This is a genomic window from Allobosea sp. 05T439 (genome assembly GCF_056396005.1).
Genome location: NZ_JBFTKP010000003.1, coordinates 287942 through 305458, shown reverse-complemented (window position 1 = coordinate 305458; position 17517 = coordinate 287942). Strand labels below are relative to the sequence as shown.

At 66.7% G+C, this 17517-nt stretch carries 18 protein-coding genes; 4 read left to right on the top strand and 14 right to left on the bottom strand.

The window, feature by feature from the left end:
- Positions 1-9: 9 nt before the first annotated feature.
- Entirely contained in the window at positions 10-867 is an 858-nt protein-coding gene (locus tag AC1DIO_RS05450; RefSeq protein ID WP_476853208.1) for a LysR family transcriptional regulator, read from the bottom strand.
- 116 nt (positions 868-983) lie between these two features.
- On the opposite strand from AC1DIO_RS05450, the gene AC1DIO_RS05445 reads away from it, so the two are divergent.
- The 3 genes from AC1DIO_RS05445 (at position 984) to parC (ending at position 4586) form a co-directional block, all read left to right on the top strand.
- On the top strand, positions 984-1364 hold the full coding sequence (locus AC1DIO_RS05445; protein ID WP_441504765.1) for a tautomerase family protein: 381 nt from the start codon (positions 984-986) through the stop codon (positions 1362-1364).
- Positions 1365-1488: 124 nt separating this feature from the next.
- Positions 1489-2217 carry a DNA repair protein RecO gene (gene recO, locus AC1DIO_RS05440; protein ID WP_476853207.1) on the top strand — a complete coding sequence of 243 codons (729 nt, stop codon included), beginning with the start codon at positions 1489-1491 and terminating at the stop codon, positions 2215-2217.
- 122 nt (positions 2218-2339) lie between these two features.
- Complete coding sequence (parC, locus tag AC1DIO_RS05435; protein ID WP_476776842.1) at positions 2340-4586, top strand: DNA topoisomerase IV subunit A; 2247 nt, start codon at positions 2340-2342, stop codon at positions 4584-4586.
- A 257-nt stretch (positions 4587-4843) separates the two neighbouring features.
- On the opposite strand, the gene AC1DIO_RS05430 is transcribed toward parC, so the two are convergent.
- The 5 genes from AC1DIO_RS05430 to AC1DIO_RS05410 form a co-directional block, all read right to left on the bottom strand.
- Complete coding sequence (locus AC1DIO_RS05430) at positions 4844-5449, bottom strand: outer membrane protein (RefSeq protein WP_441504763.1); 606 nt, start codon at positions 5447-5449, stop codon at positions 4844-4846.
- Between the two features lie 204 nt (positions 5450-5653).
- On the bottom strand, positions 5654-6646 hold the full coding sequence (locus AC1DIO_RS05425; protein WP_441488715.1) for a DUF2336 domain-containing protein: 993 nt from the start codon (positions 6644-6646) through the stop codon (positions 5654-5656).
- A gap of 191 nt (positions 6647-6837) precedes the next feature.
- Positions 6838-8190 carry a PepSY-associated TM helix domain-containing protein gene (locus AC1DIO_RS05420; RefSeq protein WP_476853206.1) on the bottom strand — a complete coding sequence of 451 codons (1353 nt, stop codon included), beginning with the start codon at positions 8188-8190 and terminating at the stop codon, positions 6838-6840.
- Positions 8191-8223: 33 nt separating this feature from the next.
- Complete coding sequence (locus AC1DIO_RS05415) at positions 8224-8607, bottom strand: hypothetical protein (protein WP_476853205.1); 384 nt, start codon at positions 8605-8607, stop codon at positions 8224-8226.
- A 70-nt stretch (positions 8608-8677) separates the two neighbouring features.
- The gene (locus AC1DIO_RS05410; RefSeq protein WP_476853204.1) at positions 8678-8914 is read right to left on the bottom strand and encodes a DUF2336 domain-containing protein; all 237 of its coding nucleotides are present in this window, start codon (positions 8912-8914) and stop codon (positions 8678-8680) included.
- Between the two features lie 347 nt (positions 8915-9261).
- Between AC1DIO_RS05410 and AC1DIO_RS05405 the strand changes: the two genes are divergently transcribed.
- Positions 9262-9672, top strand: a complete 411-nt coding sequence (locus tag AC1DIO_RS05405) for a universal stress protein (protein ID WP_476776839.1) — start codon at positions 9262-9264, stop codon at positions 9670-9672.
- A 169-nt stretch (positions 9673-9841) separates the two neighbouring features.
- On the opposite strand, the gene AC1DIO_RS05400 is transcribed toward AC1DIO_RS05405, so the two are convergent.
- From AC1DIO_RS05400 to hemB, 8 genes are all read right to left on the bottom strand, one after another.
- On the bottom strand, positions 9842-11041 hold the full coding sequence (locus AC1DIO_RS05400) for a UxaA family hydrolase (RefSeq protein ID WP_476853203.1): 1200 nt from the start codon (positions 11039-11041) through the stop codon (positions 9842-9844).
- A complete protein-coding gene (locus AC1DIO_RS05395; RefSeq protein WP_441488710.1) occupies positions 11038-11355 on the bottom strand; it encodes a UxaA family hydrolase in 318 nt (105 codons plus the stop codon). Before AC1DIO_RS05395 ends, AC1DIO_RS05400 begins: the two co-directional genes overlap by 4 nt.
- Before the next feature lie 66 nt (positions 11356-11421).
- Complete coding sequence (locus AC1DIO_RS05390; protein ID WP_476853202.1) at positions 11422-12072, bottom strand: RraA family protein; 651 nt, start codon at positions 12070-12072, stop codon at positions 11422-11424.
- A gap of 142 nt (positions 12073-12214) precedes the next feature.
- Positions 12215-12970, bottom strand: a complete 756-nt coding sequence (locus AC1DIO_RS05385; RefSeq protein WP_441504757.1) for an arginyltransferase — start codon at positions 12968-12970, stop codon at positions 12215-12217.
- Between the two features lie 76 nt (positions 12971-13046).
- Positions 13047-13520 carry an RDD family protein gene (locus tag AC1DIO_RS05380; protein ID WP_441488707.1) on the bottom strand — a complete coding sequence of 158 codons (474 nt, stop codon included), beginning with the start codon at positions 13518-13520 and terminating at the stop codon, positions 13047-13049.
- A 69-nt stretch (positions 13521-13589) separates the two neighbouring features.
- Positions 13590-14834, bottom strand: a complete 1245-nt coding sequence (locus AC1DIO_RS05375) for a threonine ammonia-lyase (protein ID WP_441504756.1) — start codon at positions 14832-14834, stop codon at positions 13590-13592.
- A gap of 14 nt (positions 14835-14848) precedes the next feature.
- The gene (locus tag AC1DIO_RS05370) at positions 14849-16180 is read right to left on the bottom strand and encodes a branched-chain amino acid ABC transporter permease (RefSeq protein WP_441504755.1); all 1332 of its coding nucleotides are present in this window, start codon (positions 16178-16180) and stop codon (positions 14849-14851) included.
- A gap of 125 nt (positions 16181-16305) precedes the next feature.
- Positions 16306-17379, bottom strand: coding sequence for a porphobilinogen synthase (hemB, locus tag AC1DIO_RS05365; RefSeq protein WP_441504754.1), 1074 nt, complete (start codon positions 17377-17379; stop codon positions 16306-16308).
- Between the last annotated feature and the right edge of the window lie 138 nt (positions 17380-17517).

Below are 17517 nucleotides of genomic sequence, written 5' to 3'. Positions count from 1 at the left end.
CTGAACCGTTCAGCGCTGAACCGGCCCGCGAAACGCCGCCGCCAACTCCCTGACGAAGGCGTTGGCGCGCGGCGTCGCGACATTGCTGCGCAGCACGACTTCGGATGAGCCGAGCACCGGCAGGCCCCAGTCCACGCCGACATCGACCGCGCCGGCGGGCGCGATGCGTGCGGCGAGCGGCGTGACGCCGAGCCCGCCCTGCACGGCCGCCAATACCGCGGCCATGCCTCCGCCGACAAAGGCCTCCCGCCAGCTGAGCCCGGCGCCGCTGACGGCCTCGATGGCGTGACGCCTGAGCGCGCATTCCGTCATCAGGCTGACCAGCGGCAGCGGCTGCGATGGATCGCGCGTCAGCGTTGGCGCGGCGAACCAGCCAAAGGCGTCGCGGCGCAGCGTTTCGCCGGTCCTTCCTGCTCCGATCCGCAGCGTCACCGCGATATCGAGCTCGCCGCGTTCGAAGGCCGCATCGAGCAGGCTCGAGCGTTCGATCCGCAGGCTGATCACCAGCGTCGGGTCATGGCCGAAGAGACGCGCCAGCAGGGCCGGCGCATCGGCGCCGACCGCCTGCTCGCTGATCCCGACTGAGATGCGCTCCGGTGCTTCGGTGAAAGCCGCACGCGCCCGTTCATGCGCGGCGAGCAGCTCGCGCGCCGCCGGTACGAAACGCTCGCCCTCGGCGGTGAGCCTGACGAGACGCGGGTGGCGCTGGAGCAGGGCCCGGCCGAGAACCTCCTCGAGCCGCTTGACCCGGGTGCTGACCAGCGACTGGGTCGTGCCCAGCGCCTCGGCGGCCCGCGTGAAGCTGCGCAGATCGGCCGCACCGAGAAAGGCGGCGACCGCATCGATATCGAGGGTGGCGACGATCATAAATCAAGAATCCATATGATTGATATCTATAATAATACACTACAACGATGGCTCGGAGAGCGCTAGCTTGCCCTGGACAGCGAGGCGAACGCCCTCGCGCGAACCGGAGATCCACCATGCCCCTGATCCGCATTTCCATGAGGCGCGGCCGTCCCGCCTCCGAGCCTGCCGCCATCGTCGACGGCGTCTATCGGGCGATGCGCGAGACCTTCGAGGTGCCGGAGGATGATCTGTTCGCGGTGATCCACCAGCACGATCCCGACGAGTTCATCTTCAACGCCCGCTATTTCGGCTTCGAGCGCACGGCCGGTCTCGTCATCATCCAGATCACCTGCAACAACAGCCGCGGCGTCACCCAGAAGAAGGCGCTGTTTGCCAAGATCGCCGAGAACCTGCGCCGGGAGCCGGGACTGAGGCCCGACGACGTCTTCATCAACCTGATCGAGACCGCGCGCGAGAACTGGTCCTTCGGCGGCGGCATCGCGCAGTATGTCTGAGGTTGGCTGCCGCATCTCGGCTGCCGCCTTCTCCACATCCCGGACCGGAGCCGCTGACGCGGGCTGTCGGGAAGGGACGCCTGCGGAAATTGACCCGGCCGGATGCGCCGCCTAACTCCTTCTCATGGAGTGGAGCGACGACGGCACCATCATCGGCGTCCGGCAGCACGGCGAGAATGCCGTGATCCTGGAGGTGCTGACGCGTCTGCACGGCCGCCATCTCGGGCTCGTGCGCGGCGGGCGCTCGGCCCGGGCGCAGCCGGTGCTGCAGCCCGGCAATACGGTCTCGCTGACCTGGCGGGCCAGGCTCGACGAGCATCTCGGCGAATACAAGGTCGAGCTCATCACCTCGCATGCGGCGCGACTGATGGCGGCGCCCGTCGCCCTCTATGGGCTGGGGGTGATCTCGGCCCTGCTGCGGCTGCTGCCGGAGCGCGATCCGCATCCGGCCCTGCATGAGGGGCTGGCGGTGCTGATCGAACATCTCGACGAGCTGACCCTGGCGCCAGCCCTTGTCGTGCGGTTCGAGGTCGCGATGCTGGCCGAACTCGGCTTCGGGCTGGATCTGACGCGCTGCGCCGTCACCGGCTCGCCCGATGACCTCACGCATGTCTCGCCGAAATCGGGCAAGGCGGTCAGCCGCAAAGTGGCCGAGCCCTATCAGGATCGTCTGCTGGCGCTGCCGCGCTTCCTCAGCGAAGGGCAGGGCGGGCGGCAACCCTCGGCCGCCGACATCGCGGCGGGCTTCGCCCTGACCGGCTTCTTCCTGCGCCGCCACCTGCTTGAGCCGCGCGGATTGCTCGAGTCGCCGGAGCGGGCGCGGCTGCTGGAGCTGGTCGCACGAATTCACTGATTTCTGGCGCGTTTGCGGGTATGACGCTTTGCGCGGCTTGCATCGGGCCGGCATCGTCATAGGAAGTGATTCGCGGCCGGCGTTTCCCGGCGGCTGCAACGTAGATCGAGGTTGAGTGACACATGGGAAAGCCGGTCGAGCCGCCACCGGAGGACGAGACCGAGCGCATCGATCTGAAATCGGCGCTCGAAGAGCGCTATCTCGCCTATGCGCTGTCCACCATCATGCACCGTGCCCTGCCGGATGCGCGTGACGGCCTGAAGCCCGTCCATCGCCGCATCCTGCATGCGATGCGGCTGCTGCGCCTCGACCCCGGCCAGGTGCACAAGAAATGCGCCCGCATCGTCGGCGACGTCATCGGTAAGTTCCACCCCCACGGCGACCAGTCGGTCTATGACGCGCTGGTGCGCCTCGCCCAGGATTTCGCCCAGCGTTACCCGCTCGTCGACGGCCAGGGCAACTTTGGCAATATCGATGGCGATAACGCCGCAGCCTACCGCTATACCGAAGCGCGCATGACCGAGGTCGCGCGCCTCCTGCTCGACGGGATCGAGGAGGACGCGGTCGATTTCCGCGAGACCTATAATGGCGAGGACGAGGAGCCGATCGTCCTGCCGGCGGCGTTCCCCAACCTGCTGGCCAATGGCTCGCAGGGCATCGCGGTCGGCATGGCGACCTCGATCCCGCCGCACAACGCCGCCGAACTCTGCGATGCCGCGCTCTATCTGATCCAGCATCCGGAGACCTCCTCCGAGCAGCTCATGACCTTCGTGCCCGGTCCGGACTTCCCGACCGGCGGCATCATCGTCGAGACCCGGGCCTCGATGGCCGAGACCTATCGCACCGGGCGCGGCGCCTTCCGCACCCGGGCGCGCTGGCATGTCGAGGACCAGGGCCGTGGCACCTGGCTCGCTGTCGTCACCGAGATCCCCTACATGGTCTCGAAGGGCCGGCTGATCGAGAAGATCGCCGAGCTCCTGAACGATCGGAAGCTGCCGCTCGTCGGGGATCTGCGCGACGAGTCGGCCGAGGACATCCGCGTCGTCATCGAGCCGCGCAGCCGCGCCGTCGACGCCAATCTGATGATGGAATCGCTGTTCAAGCTCACCGAGCTCGAATCGCGCATTTCGATGAACATGAACGTGCTGACCGGCGGGCTGGTGCCGCGGGTGCTCGGCCTCAACGAGGCCCTGCGCGCCTGGCTCGACCATCGCCGCGAGGTGCTGCTGCGCCGCTCGCGCTTCCGCCTCGGCCAGATCGAGAAGCGGCTCGAGATCCTGCGCGGCCTGCTGATCGTCTATCTCGACCTCGATCGCGTCATCAAGATCATCCGCGAGGAGGACGAGCCGAAGATCGAGCTGATGCGCTATTTCGAGCTCAGCGAGGTCCAGGCCAATGCGATCCTCGACACGCGCCTGCGTGCCCTGCGCAAGCTCGAGGAGATGCAGCTCAAGACCGAGCTCGACGAACTGACCACCGAGAAGGGCCAGATCGAGGGGCTGCTGGCCTCCGAGGCGACGCAGTGGAAGACCATCTCCTGGGACATCCGCGAGGTGAAGAAGCTCTTCGGCCCGGAAACCGCGATCGGCAAGCGCCGCACCGATTTCGCGGATATGCCGGAGACGACCGATATCGACCTGACGCAGGCCATGGTTGAGCGTGAACCGATCACGGTCGTCGTCTCCAAGAAGGGCTGGATCAGGGCGCTGAAGGGCCATGTCCAGGACCTCTCGACGCTGTCCTTCAAGGGCGATGACGCGCTGCAGCTCGGCTTCCACACCGAGACCACGGCGAAGCTCCTGGTGCTGGCCTCGAACGGCAAGGTCTTCACGCTGGAGGCTTCCAAGCTGCCGGGCGGCCGCGGCTTCGGCGATCCCATCCGCCTGATGATCGAGCTGGAGGAGACGGCCGACATCGTCTCCGCCTTCCCCTACCGGCCGGGCCTCAAGCTCCTGATGGTGACGACGGATGGGCGCGGCTTCGTCGCTCCCAGCGATGATGTCGTGGCCAATACCCGCAAGGGCCGCCAGGTGCTCAACGTCACCGAACCGGTCAAGGCGCTGCTCGCCGTTCCGGCTGAGGGCGACCATGTCGCGATCATCGGCGAGAACCGCAAGCTGCTCTGCTTCCCGCTCTCCGAGGTCGCGGAGATGGGGCGCGGCAAGGGCGTGCGCCTGCAGCGCTACAAGGATGGCGGCGTCTCCGACGCCAAGACCTTCAAGCTGGCCGAGGGCCTGACCTGGCTCGACACCTCGAACCGGACCTGGACGGTCGGGGCGGCCGAGTTGCTCGAGTGGCTCGGCCACCGTGCGGAATCGGGCCGCCTGCCGCCCAAGGGCTTCCCGAAGAACAACAGGTTCGGCGGCTGAAGCTGTGCCTTGCCCGGGCTTGATGCCCGGGCATCTGCCCGTTTGGCTGCGGCGGCAAATGCAGACGAGGCCATGCAAAGGCGCGCGTTCGCCTGCGCTCTTGTCCGTGTTTCACGGCTGTAAAAAGTAACGTTTTATCAACCTGTTGACCAGGCGCGTTGAATCAACGCGGCAGGGCGTTGAATCAGTTTCTCAGGTCTGTGAATCAATCTCTCAGCCTGGTCGGCAGTCCCGGCATCTCTGCCGGGAGGAGCGCCTTACCTGATCGCCTGGCCGACCACGCCGACCTCGAGGCCGAGCGTCAGGTTGTTGGTCACCGCCCATTCGACACCGGCACGGGCCTCCGGCCTGACCGCGATCTCGCTGCGGTTGAACGGCGAACTGAAGGGCGTCGCGCCATAGCGCCAGGTCTCGTTGCCGGCAGCGAGCCCGACCTTGGTGTAGAGCAGCACGTTCTCGGTTGCGAACACGCCGGCCTTGAGCTGGAAGGCGCCGACGACATCGCGCGTCCAAGCCGCCGTGTTGAAGCTCGGCGTGCCGTAGCCGCCGATCGCAGGGGCGTATTCGAGTGCGCCGATGACGCCGTAGAGGAAGTCGCCATCGCGCCACATCTTGCCGCCTTCGAGCCCGATCGTCGGGCCGGCCGACGTGCCCAGTCCCTTGGCGCTGGTCACCTGGAAGCCCGTGGAGATGCGGGCATAGGAGCCTTCCCACTTGACACCGCCGGGCGCCAGCGTCGGCTCCGACCAGGCGAAGGACGGCACGGCGGCAAAGCCCGTGAAGGGCAGATAGGCCTGCGCCTGCGAGGTCCCAGCGCTGAGCGCAAGCGCGCAGAGCGCGCCGGAAAGGATCGGTAGTCTCACGTCGAAGGCATCCTCTCGGCAAACCCCTATGCGTAAGCCTAGCAGAAGGTCGCGTGAATGTCGCGGATTTGTGGCGGAAGCGGCCCCCAGGCCGCCCGCCCCTGGATCGGCGGGCCGGATATCGTATCCCAACCGATGATCCAGCCTTCTATCTTTGCATCGGCTTTACCCCGAAAACCGCAATCCACTTTTCGGGCCGATGCTTCAGCCGATCTTCGTCTTCAGCTTGAGGAAACGCAGCGTCCGCTCGGCGGTGGCGATGTCGAGGCCGGCATAGTTCTTCAGGTCGCCCTCGGCATCGCGCGCGCCGAAGAGCAGCCGCCGCGAGCGCAGTTCCAGAACGGATTTGAAGGCCGCAATGCCGAGATTCAGCGAGCGGCAGGTCACGGCGATGCCGCTGACATCGCGCTGCAGCAGGACGCGAAGCGCCTGCTCGTTGGTGATGCCCGAGGCCTGCGCGATCACCTCGGCAAGGTGGTAGGCCCGGTCCTCCTCGGCCAGCATGCTCACKATCTCGTCGAGCTCGCGCTTGCCTGCGCCGAGATCGGCGAGCAGGAGCTTCACCTCCAGCCGCTGCTGGCGTGCACGGCGGGCAAGCGTCGCGGCCTCGTCGGCGGGCTTGGACCACAGCCCGGAGCCGCCGCTGAGCCCCTCGACGATCTCCAGGACGCGGCTGGCCCGGTTCGGTGTCAGGTCGGAACGCCTGGCCAGCGCGCCACCGATCTCAGCATCCTTGCCGCCGCGTTCCAGCAGCGTGTCAAAACCCTTGTCGGAGAAATGCGCGCCTTCATTGGCGCTGACCGTGTGCAGCACAGTGCGGTCGCCGCGCTGGACGAGAATGTCGGTAACGCTTTCCGAGAGGCGGGCGCGTTCGGCAATCGCCGCGAGATGGTGCTGCGACTGGCTCACCGCGATTGCAGCGAGGTCGGTGTCGGTCAGCACCGGGGAGAGCTTCAGCACGAGGCGTGCGACCTCGGAATCGGCGTCGCCGGCAAGCGTGACCGCCACCTCATGCGGCAGGCTCGGCACCGCCGCGACATGGCCGGCATAGGCCTTGCGGGCCTCGTCCTCGAGATGCGGCAGCGAGCGCAGTGCGATCTCGCCGTAATGCGCCTTGGAGGGCTCGGTCGGATCCTGGTCGAGCAGAAAAAGGTCGGTGACGGCATTGAGCAGCTGCCGGCGTGCCTCCGAGGACATCTCGGAGGGCATCCGTGTCAAAGAACTCAGCATTGGCCCCCCAGATACGCGTCAGGCAAGTATCCGCAACCTGCGCCGGTCCGGTTTGATTTAGTCTTAAATCCGTCGCGGATTTTCGCGGGAAGCGAGGATTTTCTTCTGCGTGTTCAACGGGCCGGCACGCCGCGAATGCATGCCGGCCCGCGATGCCGCTATCGCGCGGTCCTCGGCCAGAGGCAGCGGTCGACCACCAGCATGACGATCAGCGACGCGCCGACGAGCGGAAAGACCAGCCCGCCGACCGCCAGGATGGCGAAGACGCCGTAGAGCGTCCGGCGCTCGGGCGGCAGGGGCGGCACGCCGAGCGACCCGGCCGGACGCCGCTTCCACCACATCACCCCGGCCGAGACCGAAAGCAGGATGATCGCGAGGCAGACGGCCAGCATGAAGAGCTGGTTCGCCAGGCCGAATTCCTGACCCATATGGACGTTGATGCCCCATTCCAGCCATTTCCCGAGCGGGCCGTAATCCGCGAAGGACATGTCGAGCAGGGGCGCGCCGCTATACTGGTCGAGATGGATGACGCGCTGCTGCGACAGGTCGTTTGGGTAGACAGAACCGGTGAAGACGCCGTTGGGACCGGCCGGCAGGTTGATGGCGTAGCCGCGCGCCAGGCCAAGCGCGTCGAACCTCGCCACGGCCGTGTCGAGGCTGATCGGCGCTGCCGCMGTCGCGATCGATTTCGGCACGCGCGCCTGTTCCAGCGACCATGAGGTCGGCCCGGCATGGTGCAGATGCTCATCCGACATCGGCAGGTTGACGCGGATGCCGGCCGGATAGCCGAAATTATGCCCGTTGGCCCAGCGATTGACCTGGTCGCCCCAGAGCACGGACCAGGGCATGCCGGTGATCGCCAGGAAGACGATGAAGACGCCGGCGAAGGCGCCGGTGACGGCATGCAGGTCGCGCCAGAAGGCGCGCTTGCCGGCATCGCCACGCAGCGAGACCACGCCGCCCTTGCGGCCGCGCGGCCACCACAGATAGAGCCCGGTCCCGACCAGCAGGATCGACCAGCCGCCGGCGATCTCGATCACGCCATTCGCGACCGGCCCGAAATAGGCGAGGCTGTGGATCTGCCGCACTATCCACATCACCGTGCCCTTGTCGGGTATCTCTCCAAGCACACGCCCGTCATAGGGGTCGACATGCACGACTTTGCGCGCGCCAGTGGCATCCCGGACGGTGACTTCCGCGGCCGATGACGCTGTTGCCGCGGGCACGAATTTCACGGCCTTGCCGGGAAAGGCCGCAAGCGCGTTGGCGACCAGTGTTGTCGCAGGGGCGGGGGCGGTCGATCGCATCTMCACCCGCTTGAGATCGCGATGAACCAGCCCGTCGATCTCGGTCCGGAAGAGATAGAGCCCGCCGGTGACCGCGAGCAGGATGAGGAAGGGCAGCGTCAACAGCCCGGCATAGAAATGCCAGCGCCAGACGGCGCGGTAGAGGGAAGCGGCGCGTGCATCCGCGCGCGCAGGCGCTGCCTGCGTCGATGAAACGATGGTCATGAGAGTGTCCTGTCCTGAAKGGGAAGTCTGGTTTCAGGCCAGGGCAGGCGGCGCGCGCGCTCCAAGCGGGTAGACGCTGCGGCCGGAATCGACGCGCGGTGCCGGCGGATAGGTGACGCCTCTTGCGACACTGATGCTGCGGCGGAGCGGAAGCGCCGCGGCAGCGACAGGAGGGGCGCCACCGCTACCCGCAAGGCAACCGAGCGCGCAGCAGGTCTTGGATTGCTCCGGGCTCGCGGGTGCCGTCGGTTMGGACGATCCGCCGGGCGCACAGAGGACATGCCGCGGAAAGGGCGAGGGAGCGGCCGAGAGCCCCGCGCCGATCGACATCAGGACCGCGTTGAGGATCAGCGCATAGGCGCAGAGCACGGCAACGATGCCGCGCCCCCAACTCGCCCCTGTCGCCGTCGCGCCCATGTCTGCTGCGCTACGGCGCGGCAGGCCGGCGGTCAATAACCCAAGGGAATGAAGCGCCTGCGCCCCGTGGTCACGCCGCCGGCAGGCAGGCGGGGCCGAGCGGTTCGAAGCTCTTGCCGGAGCAATGCGCGCCTTCATGGGCGCTGACCATGTGCAGCACCGTGCGGTCGCCGCGCTGGACGAGAATGTCGGTGACGCTTTCCGAGAGACGGGCGTGCTCGGCAATCGCTGCGAGATGGTGCTGCGACGGGCTCACCGGGATCGTGGCGAGGTCGGTGTCGGTCAGCACCGGGGAGAGCTTCAGCACGAGGCGGGGCACCGCAGCGGCATGGCCGGCATAGGCCTTGCGCGCCTCGTCCTCGAGATGCGGCAGCGAACGCAGCGCGATCTCGCCTAATGCGCCTTCAAGGGCTCAAGTCTCAAGTCCGTCGCGGATTTTTCCGGATAAGGAAGAATTTTCTTCGGTGCGACCGACGGTGCGGCATGCTGCGGATGCATGCCGGCCCGGGACCCCGCTATCCAGCGGCCTTTGGCCAGAGACAGCTGTTGACGATCAGTATGCGCGCTGGCTCGCTCAATGGTTCAGTCGGGAAGCGCTTGCCTGCCGATCAATGTCATCCAGTATGCCGGCGCAATCCCTGCCGGAGAGGGCAAATGTACAAACACATTCTGATCGCCACAGACGACTCCGAACTTGCTCGCAAGGGTCTTGAACATGGCTTGGCGCTCGCCAAACCGCTCGGAGCTAAAGTCACGGTTCTGACCGTTTCAGAACCTCTGCGGCCGGAGATCTCGCACGCAGCCCGCCAGCAGATTGATGCGTTCATGAAGGAACGCATAGCCTCCATTGAGCAAAGCGCTTCCGAACAGGGCGTCACGGTAAATCTGGAACACGAGACCGATGTTTCTCCAGCTGCGGCAATCGTGCGATTGGCCAAGCTCAACGGCTGTGATCTCGTCGTGATGTCTACTCATGCCCGGCGTGGCGTGCAGAGGGTCGTGCTCGGGAGCCAGACGTTGGAGGTGCTGGCAAGTACGACTATCCCTGTTCTGGTGATCCGGTAGTCGATCCTCCCTGACGTTGCCCCGTTTCCGGCGGTTTTGGAGCTCTTTCGGGGTCGATGTGTAACAGTATACGCTGAGAATCATACACTATATCAGCGGTTTAAACCCTGCCGGCAGCTTAGGCAGTGCCATGGCGCCCCATCGGGCACGAACCGCCCACGCTCCCTCCTCACGCCGCCGGCAGGCAAGCCGGGCCGAGCGGTTCGAAGCTCTTATAGGTCAGGATGAACTCCTGGTGGCCGAGCTCTTCCGATTTGGTGCTCCCGCCCGTGCCTAAGGAGATGACGAGGTCGCGGATTTCGCGGCCGACCTCGTCGAGCCCGGCGCGGCCCTCGAGGATCCGCCCGGCATCGACATCCATGTCGTCCGCCATCCGGCGATAGGTTTCCGGATTCGCGCAGATCTTGACGACCGGCGAGATCGCCGAGCCGACGACCGAGCCGCGGCCCGTGACGAAGAGCACGCAATGGGCGCCGCAGGCGATCAGCTCCGCGATCTCGGCATTGTCGTTGATGTTCGGGAAGCCGAAGCGCACCTCGCCATCGGGCACGACATCGAGCAGATAGAGCCCGCCATGGGGCGGGATGTCGCCGGGTTTGATCAGGCCCGAGATCGGCGATGCCCCCGATTTGGCATAGGCGCCCATCGACTTCTCCTCGATCGTCGACAATCCGCCCTCGGCATTGCCGGCGGCGAATGAGCCATAGCCGAGCGTCGCGTAGTAGCGGGCCGCCTTGGCGACCGATTTCTCCAGTTCCTCGCCGAGTTCCGGTGTCACGGCGCGCGCCGCCATGATGTGTTCGCAGCCGATCAGCTCGCCGGTTTCCTCGAAGATGCAGGCGGCGCCCTCCGAAATCAGCAGGTCGAAGGCGCGGCCGGCCGCAGGGTTTCCGGTGATGCCCGAGGTGCCGTCAGAGCCGCCGCAGACGGTGCCGACGACGAGTTCGCTGACCGACATCGGCACGGTCTCCTGCTCGTCGAGACGCGCGCGCTCGGCCTCGACCCAGGCGCGGCCCTCCTTGATCGAGCTGCGCGTGCCGCCGGTGCCCTGGATGATGATGGTCTTCACCGGCCGGCCGGAGGCGCGCACGACGCGCTCGAGCGCATATTTGTTGAAGCTCTCGCAGCCGAGCGAGATCAGCAGCACGGCCCCGACATTGGGGTGGGTGCAGAGCCGCTCCATCATCTTTTCGGCATAGCCATTGGGATAGCAGCCGGGAAAGCCGATGACATGGACGCCGTTCTCGCGCCAGGGCAGGGCGATCTCGCGCGCGACATGATGCGCGCATTCGACGAGATAGGCGACGGTGACGGTGTTGCGGATGCCCTTGCGTCCGTCGGACCGGAGATAGCCGCGCATGTCGTTCATGGGACGGCTCCCGCCTTGCGCTCGTCTTCGAGATGATAGGTCGGGGTGTAGTCGCTCTTCATGTTCTGAACATGGACATGCTGGCCGGGCGCGATCGCTTCGGTCGCGACGCCGATCGGGGCCCCGTATTTCAGGATTTTTTCGCCGGTGACGATCGGCTTTCGCGCGACCTTGTGGGCGAGCGCGATATCACGGTCGAGCACGGCCGGCCCTGCGCCGGTTTCGACGGTCTCGCCGGCGGCGAGCCGCATCCGCGCGACAAAGACGTTGTCGCGCGGATCGAGCAGGATGAGCCGGGGATCGTGCTGAGCCATGGGCTTAACTCCTTGGAGGAGCCGGCCGCGTCAGTCCGCGCGACCGGGCAGGCAGGCCGCAAGCGATCAGAACTTGCCGAACTGGAGATAGGCTTCCTGCGGGTCCGTGCCGGCGAGGATGGCGGTGCGGACCTTGTTCTCGGCCGAGATCGCCGTCTCCGCCTTCTCGAGCACCTCCTCGATCACTTCGACGGGAATGCGCACGATGCCGTCGCGGTCGCCGAGGATGTAGTCGCCGGGCCGGATCCAGACCGAGCCGATCTTGATCGGCTCGTCGATCGTCTTCGGCATCCAGAATCCGACGATGTCGCGTGGCGTATAGGCGCGGAAATAGGCCTGGAAGCCCATGTCGACCATGAACTCGGTATCGCGCGACAGGCCGTCGATGACGCAGCCGCGCACGCCCTTGTTCTTGAGCGTCTCGGCCGAAAGCTCGCCCATCAGCGCGACCTCGTCGGTATTGGGCTGGCAGACCCAGACATGGCCGGGCTTGGCGCGCGAGAGCAGGCCGGTCCAGCCGAGCAGGGTCTCGTGCGCGTCGAAATCCGGATCGGTCCTGCCCTCGACGGTGAAGGCCGGGCCGGCAAGCTTCTGGCCGGGCAGGAGCGGCCTCAGATCGGGCGGGAGCGTGAAATCCTTCAGCCCCATGGCGCGCATGACATCGTGGATGATGCCGGTATAGCAGCGTTCCAGCCGCTCAGTCAGTTGATCGCTCAAGGCTTCCTCCGTATTGGCACGTCATTGCGCCAGGGCGCGCTACCATTGGCGCCGAGACGCGCTGCCATTGCGGCCAAGGTGCCGGCGGGGAGCATGGGCCGCAAGCGCGTTTTGCGCGCCTCGACGATGCGTTTCAAACGGTTTAAGTGTTCGAGTCGACCCGTTCCCAGCCCTGGGGCGAGAGGCGCTCCTGCGGCAGGAAGCGGGCCTTGTAGGCCATCTTTGGCGAGCCATCGACCCAATAGCCGAGATAGACATAGGGCAAGCCGAGCTTGCGGGCCCGCTCGATATGGTCGAGCACCATGAAGGTGCCGAGCGAGCGCTGCTCCAGCATCGGGTCGAACACGGAATAGACCATGGAAAGCCCGTCATTCAGGCGGTCGGTCAGGGCCATGGCAAAGAGATCGCCGACGCCGCGCCCGGTGAAGCCGCTATCGGGGCCGCGCCGGCGGTACTCGATCAGGTTGGTCTCGACATGCGTGTCCTCGATCATCATCGCGAAATCGAGGGCCGACATCGAAGCCATGCCGCCATCGGGATGGCGTTCGTCGAGATAGCTGCGGAACAGCGAGTAATGCTCGGAGCGCGGCTCCGGCGGCAGCTCCTCGCCGATCAGGTCGCAATTGCGGGCGAGCACGCGGCGGAAACCGCGTGACGGCCGGAAGTCGTCGACGCAGACGCGGACGGAGACGCAAGAGCGGCAGGTCTCGCAGGCGGGCCGATAGGCGATGCTCTGCGAGCGCCGGAAGCCGCCTTGCGAGAGCACGTCGTTGAGGTCGCGCGCTCGCCCGCCGACAAGGTGGGTAAACACCTTGCGTTCCTCCCGCCCGGGCAGATACGGGCAGGAGGTCGGTGACGTCAGATAGAATTGCGGGGCATCCCGCAACGGGCGCGTCACGTTCGTATCGCTCCGGAAACGACCTGAACCACGAGTGTAGCAGCAGCGCAGCCGGCAACAAGAGTTGCGATGACGATCAGGCGCGAACGACGACCAGTCCCGTCAGGATGTCGTGGCCGAGCCTGCGGTCATCGCGCACCAAACCGCAGAGAATATCGAGCACCCAGAGCGCGACCGTGCCTGCCGCGACATAGAACAGCAGGGCGTGGACGGCGGCTGCGAGCCCGTCGGGACGGCCGCCATTGACGGTCTCGACCCTGAGGCCCGCCATGCGCATGCCCCAGGTCGCCTGTTTCCGGCCGCCGATGGTCAGCGCCGCATAGCCGAGCGCAGTCGCCACCGTCGCGATCGGCAGGAGCAGCCAGGTCGCGCCGAAGGTGACGAGGCCGAGGAAGATCAGGAGCGCGACCACGAGCCAGCCCAGAATGAACAGGGCGATGATGTCGCCGATCCAGGCGAACAGGCGCGACCCCAGCACGCCGCTGACATTCTGCAGCGGGCGCTGCTCGATCGGCGTGATCGCGGGTTGCTGATAGCTGCGTTCGCTCATCGAAGGTCGAGATCCTTTGTTCCGGGGGGCGCATCCGGTGGTGGTGCGCTCCGCCGCCATAATGTTTGATCAGCGGTCTTGTTCCGCAAGGCCACGCGGAAAGATACGGCGCGGCTGGAAGCCATTGGCCCGCAGCGCCTCCTCGATGGCGCGCGTATGGCTCTCGCCGCGCGTCTCGACGGTGACGTCGAGCGTCACGCCCTTGGCCGGCACGTCGAGGAAGAGCCTGCCATGGCTGACCTCGAGGATGTTGGCGCCGTGGTCGCCGAGCAGGCTCGCGACCTTGCCGAGCAGGCCCGGCCGGTCGCTGGCGGTGAGGCGGAAGGCGGCGATGCGGTCCTCGCGCTCCAGCTCGCGCACCATGATCGCGGCGAGCAGCCTCGTGTCGATATTGCCGCCGCAGAGCACGAGGCCGACCTTTTTGCCGCGATAGCGCTCCGGCTCCTTCAGCATTGCGGCGAGCCCCGCGGCGCCGGCGCCCTCGGCCAGCGAATGCTGCAGGCTGGCATAGGCATTGACCGCGCGCTCGATCAGGTCCTCGCCGACAAGGACGATATCGGAGACCAGGCTGGAGACGATCGGCAAGGTCAGTTCGCCGACCGTCTTCACCGCGATGCCTTCGGCGAGGGTCGCGCCGCCGATCGGCCGGTCCTCGGCATTCACGGCGTTGTAGAAGGAGGGATAGAGCTCGGCCTCGACGCCGATCAGCTCGATCTCCGGCTTCAGGGCCTTGGCCGCGATCGCGTTGCCGGCCATCAGCCCGCCGCCTCCGAGCGGAATGATCAGCACGTCGAGATCGGGCGCGTCGGCCAGCATTTCGCGCGCGATCGTGCCCTGGCCCGCCATCACGGCGGCATCGTCATAGGGATGCACGAAGACCAGGGTCTCGGCCTGCGCCAGCTCGCGGGCGCGCACGGCCGATTCGTAGAGGGTTTCGCCGTAGAGCACGACGCGGGCGCCATGGGCCCTTGTGTTCTCGACCTTCACCAGCGGCGTCGTCTCCGGCATCACGATGGTCGCCGGAATGCCGAAGCGGCGCGCGTGATAGGCGACGGCCTGTGCATGGTTGCCGGCGGACATGGCGATGACGCCGCGGGCCCTCTCGGCTTCCGTCAGGCCAAGCAGCTTGTTGACCGCGCCGCGCTCCTTGAAGGAGGCCGTCGCCTGCATGTTCTCGTGCTTGACCAGCACGGTMGCGCCGGTGAGCTCGGAGAGGCGCGGCGCCGGCACCAGCGGCGTGCGCAGCACATGCCCCTCGATACGCTGTGCGGCCGCTTCGATATCGGCGGGAGTGATCGAGAAAGGCTCGCTCATGCGTGGAGTTCCGTTCAGACCTGACGAGGCGCAATCGCGCCCTCGCCGAAGAAACCGCCGGGGCGCAGGATCAGCACCACGGCGAGCAAGCTATAGACGGCGATGTCGCGCTGTTCGATAGGCATGGTTGATGACCATATGACCTCGAAGAGCGCAATGCTGAGGCCGCCAAGGCAGGCGCCGGCGACCGAGCCGATGCCGCCCAGGATCGCGGCGACGAGCGCCTTCAGCCCGAGCGTGAAGCCGCCGGCAAAGCCCATGCCGCCATAGATCGCGGTGACGATGACGCCGGCCGCGCCGCAGGCCGCGCAGGCGAGGATCAGCGCCCGGTCATGCACGGCACGCGCGTTGACGCCGAAAAGCGCCGCGGTGCCGGAATCGTCCGAGACCGCGCGCCAGGCCCGGCCGAAGGCGGAATAGCGGATCAGCAGCACGAGCCCGAGCGCGGCGCTGAGGCCGCCGGCCGCAAGCGCCAGTCCGACCGGGGTTGCGGTGACGATGAAGCTGCCGGAGCGGGCCAGCGGCCAGGGCTCGTTGTAGACCGGCGGCAGCCAGCGCAGATCGGGCCCCTGCGCCAGCCGCAGATATTCAGACAGCGCAATCGCGAGCCCGATCGTCGCGATCAGCATCTGCTGGCCGCTGGCGCGCTCGAGATGGCGCAGCACGAACCGCCCCATGGCGAAGCCGTGAAAGGCCGCGACCAGCATGGCCACGACGAAGGCGACCAGCAGCCCCGAGACCGGCGTCGAGATCGCCGTCGAGATGAGCAGCGCCACGCCGATCACGGCTGAGAGCGCGCCGAGCGCGGCGAATTCGCCAAAGCTCAGGATGATGCGCCCGGTCAGGCCATAGATCAGCGCATAGGCCGAGGCGAGCAGCGCGTAGATCGCGGCCGAGGGCAGGGCGCTCAAGCCCTGCTGCAGGGCATAGGCGAGGCCGGGCGGGAGCTGCGGCAGGCCGTCGATGCGGGCCGAGCCCGGATCGACCGGCGGTTCCTCGCGGTTCTCGAGGTAGAAGCGCCGGAGCAGGTAGAAGCTGGCATCGTTCATCGGCCGTCCGTCGACCGCGACACCGAGCAACGCGCCGCGCTGCAGACCCGCGCCCTCGCCGGCGAAGAGGCAATCGATCATGCGCTGGCGCGCCGGGCCGCCGCCGGTCTCGACATGGTAGAGGATGCGCAAGGTATTGGCGCGCGGGCCATTGGTCGCGCGGTCGATGGTGATCCGCGCGTCCGGCGCGTTGAGCGCCGGGATCGCCTGGCGGCAAAGCCGCGTCTGGTCCGTATCGAAGCGTTCGCTGCAGCCGGTCAGCAGCAAGGCAATGAGAATCGGGAGGAGCGCGCGCATTGCGCGGAGGCTAGCGCCAGTTGCGACGCGTTGATACTCGATGCGTCGCGCAATTCAGCGCTTTGCCGGTCTCCCGTGACGTGAGGCGGTGCGCTCCGAGGCGCACGCATTTCAGCCAGCCGCTTTCAGCCGCAAACCTTCAGCTTCTCGGCGACGCGCGGCGCGAAATAGCTCAGCACCCCGTCGGCGCCGGCGCGCTTGAACGCGATCAGGCTCTCCATCATGGCCTTGTCGCCATCGATCCAGCCATTCAGGGCGGCGGCCTGGATCATCGCGTACTCGCCGGATACCTGATAGGCGAAGGTCGGCACCCGGAAATGGTCCTTCACGCGGGCGATCACGTCGAGATAGGGCATGCCGGGCTTGATCATCACCATGTCGGCGCCCTCTTCGAGATCGAGCGCCACCTCTGCAATGGCCTCGTCCGAATTGGCGGGGTCCATCTGATAGGTGCGCTTGTCGCCGATCAGCGTCGCATTGGTACCGATCGCATCGCGGAACGGACCGTAGAAGGCCGATGCGTATTTTGCCGCATAGGCCATGATCTGGACGTCCTCGAAGCCGGCCTCGTCGAGTTCGACCCGGATGGCGCCGACGCGGCCGTCCATCATGTCGGAGGGGGCGATGACATCGGCGCCCGCATCGGCCAGCGCCAGCGCCTGCTGTGTCAGGATACGCACGCTCGCATCGTTCAGGACGCGCTCGCCCGCCATGACGCCGTCGTGCCCATGCGAGGTGTAGGGATCGAGCGCGGCGTCGCAGATGATGCCGATCTGGGGCACCTCGGCCTTGATGGCGCGCACGGCGCGGCACATCAGGTTGCGCGTGTTCAGCGCTTCGGACGCCGTCGCGTCGCGCAACGACTTCTCGACATAGGGAAAGGGCGCGATCGCCGGAATGCCGAGGCTGGCGGCATGGGCGCTCTGGCGCACCGCCTCCTCGATATTCAGCCGGTCGACGCCCGGCATCCACTCGACAGCGGAGCGGGCCTCGCTCGAATCCACCAGGAAGATCGGCCAGATCAGGTCGTTCGTGGTCAGGACCGCCTCGCGCACCAGCCGGCGCGACCATTCGGCCTTGCGGTTGCGCCGCATCCGGCGGGTCAGGTCGAGCGAATCCTTGCTGCGCAGAGCAGTGGCCGGCAGATCATCCTGCCGCGCGACGGGCGCCGGAAACGGCCTTACAACCCGAGATGCCATAAAATCCTCCGCCGCCTGGGCGCGTTGGCTTGTCCTTTGCCGGATGCTTAGCACATCGGAACCGTTCCAAAATAGAGGTGGATGGTCGCAACCATGCGCTCAGGGCAACGCAGCGCCGCGCGTTGACAAGCGCCCGAG

Excerpts from the sequence above, each read along its gene's own strand:
- recO (WP_476853207.1), top strand. The coding sequence starts at position 1,489 with ATGGAGTGGAGCGACGACGGCACCATCATCGGCGTCCGGCAGCACGGC.
- AC1DIO_RS05450 (WP_476853208.1), bottom strand. The coding sequence starts at position 867 with ATGATCGTCGCCACCCTCGATATCGATGCGGTCGCCGCCTTTCTCGGT.
- AC1DIO_RS05400 (WP_476853203.1), bottom strand. The coding sequence starts at position 11,041 with ATGAACGACATGCGCGGCTATCTCCGGTCCGACGGACGCAAGGGCATC.
- parC (WP_476776842.1), top strand. The coding sequence starts at position 2,340 with ATGGGAAAGCCGGTCGAGCCGCCACCGGAGGACGAGACCGAGCGCATC.
- AC1DIO_RS05370 (WP_441504755.1), bottom strand. The coding sequence starts at position 16,180 with ATGCGCGCGCTCCTCCCGATTCTCATTGCCTTGCTGCTGACCGGCTGC.
- AC1DIO_RS05380 (WP_441488707.1), bottom strand. The coding sequence starts at position 13,520 with ATGAGCGAACGCAGCTATCAGCAACCCGCGATCACGCCGATCGAGCAG.
- hemB (WP_441504754.1), bottom strand. The coding sequence starts at position 17,379 with ATGGCATCTCGGGTTGTAAGGCCGTTTCCGGCGCCCGTCGCGCGGCAG.
- AC1DIO_RS05405 (WP_476776839.1), top strand. The coding sequence starts at position 9,262 with ATGTACAAACACATTCTGATCGCCACAGACGACTCCGAACTTGCTCGC.
- AC1DIO_RS05395 (WP_441488710.1), bottom strand. The coding sequence starts at position 11,355 with ATGGCTCAGCACGATCCCCGGCTCATCCTGCTCGATCCGCGCGACAAC.
- AC1DIO_RS05445 (WP_441504765.1), top strand. The coding sequence starts at position 984 with ATGCCCCTGATCCGCATTTCCATGAGGCGCGGCCGTCCCGCCTCCGAG.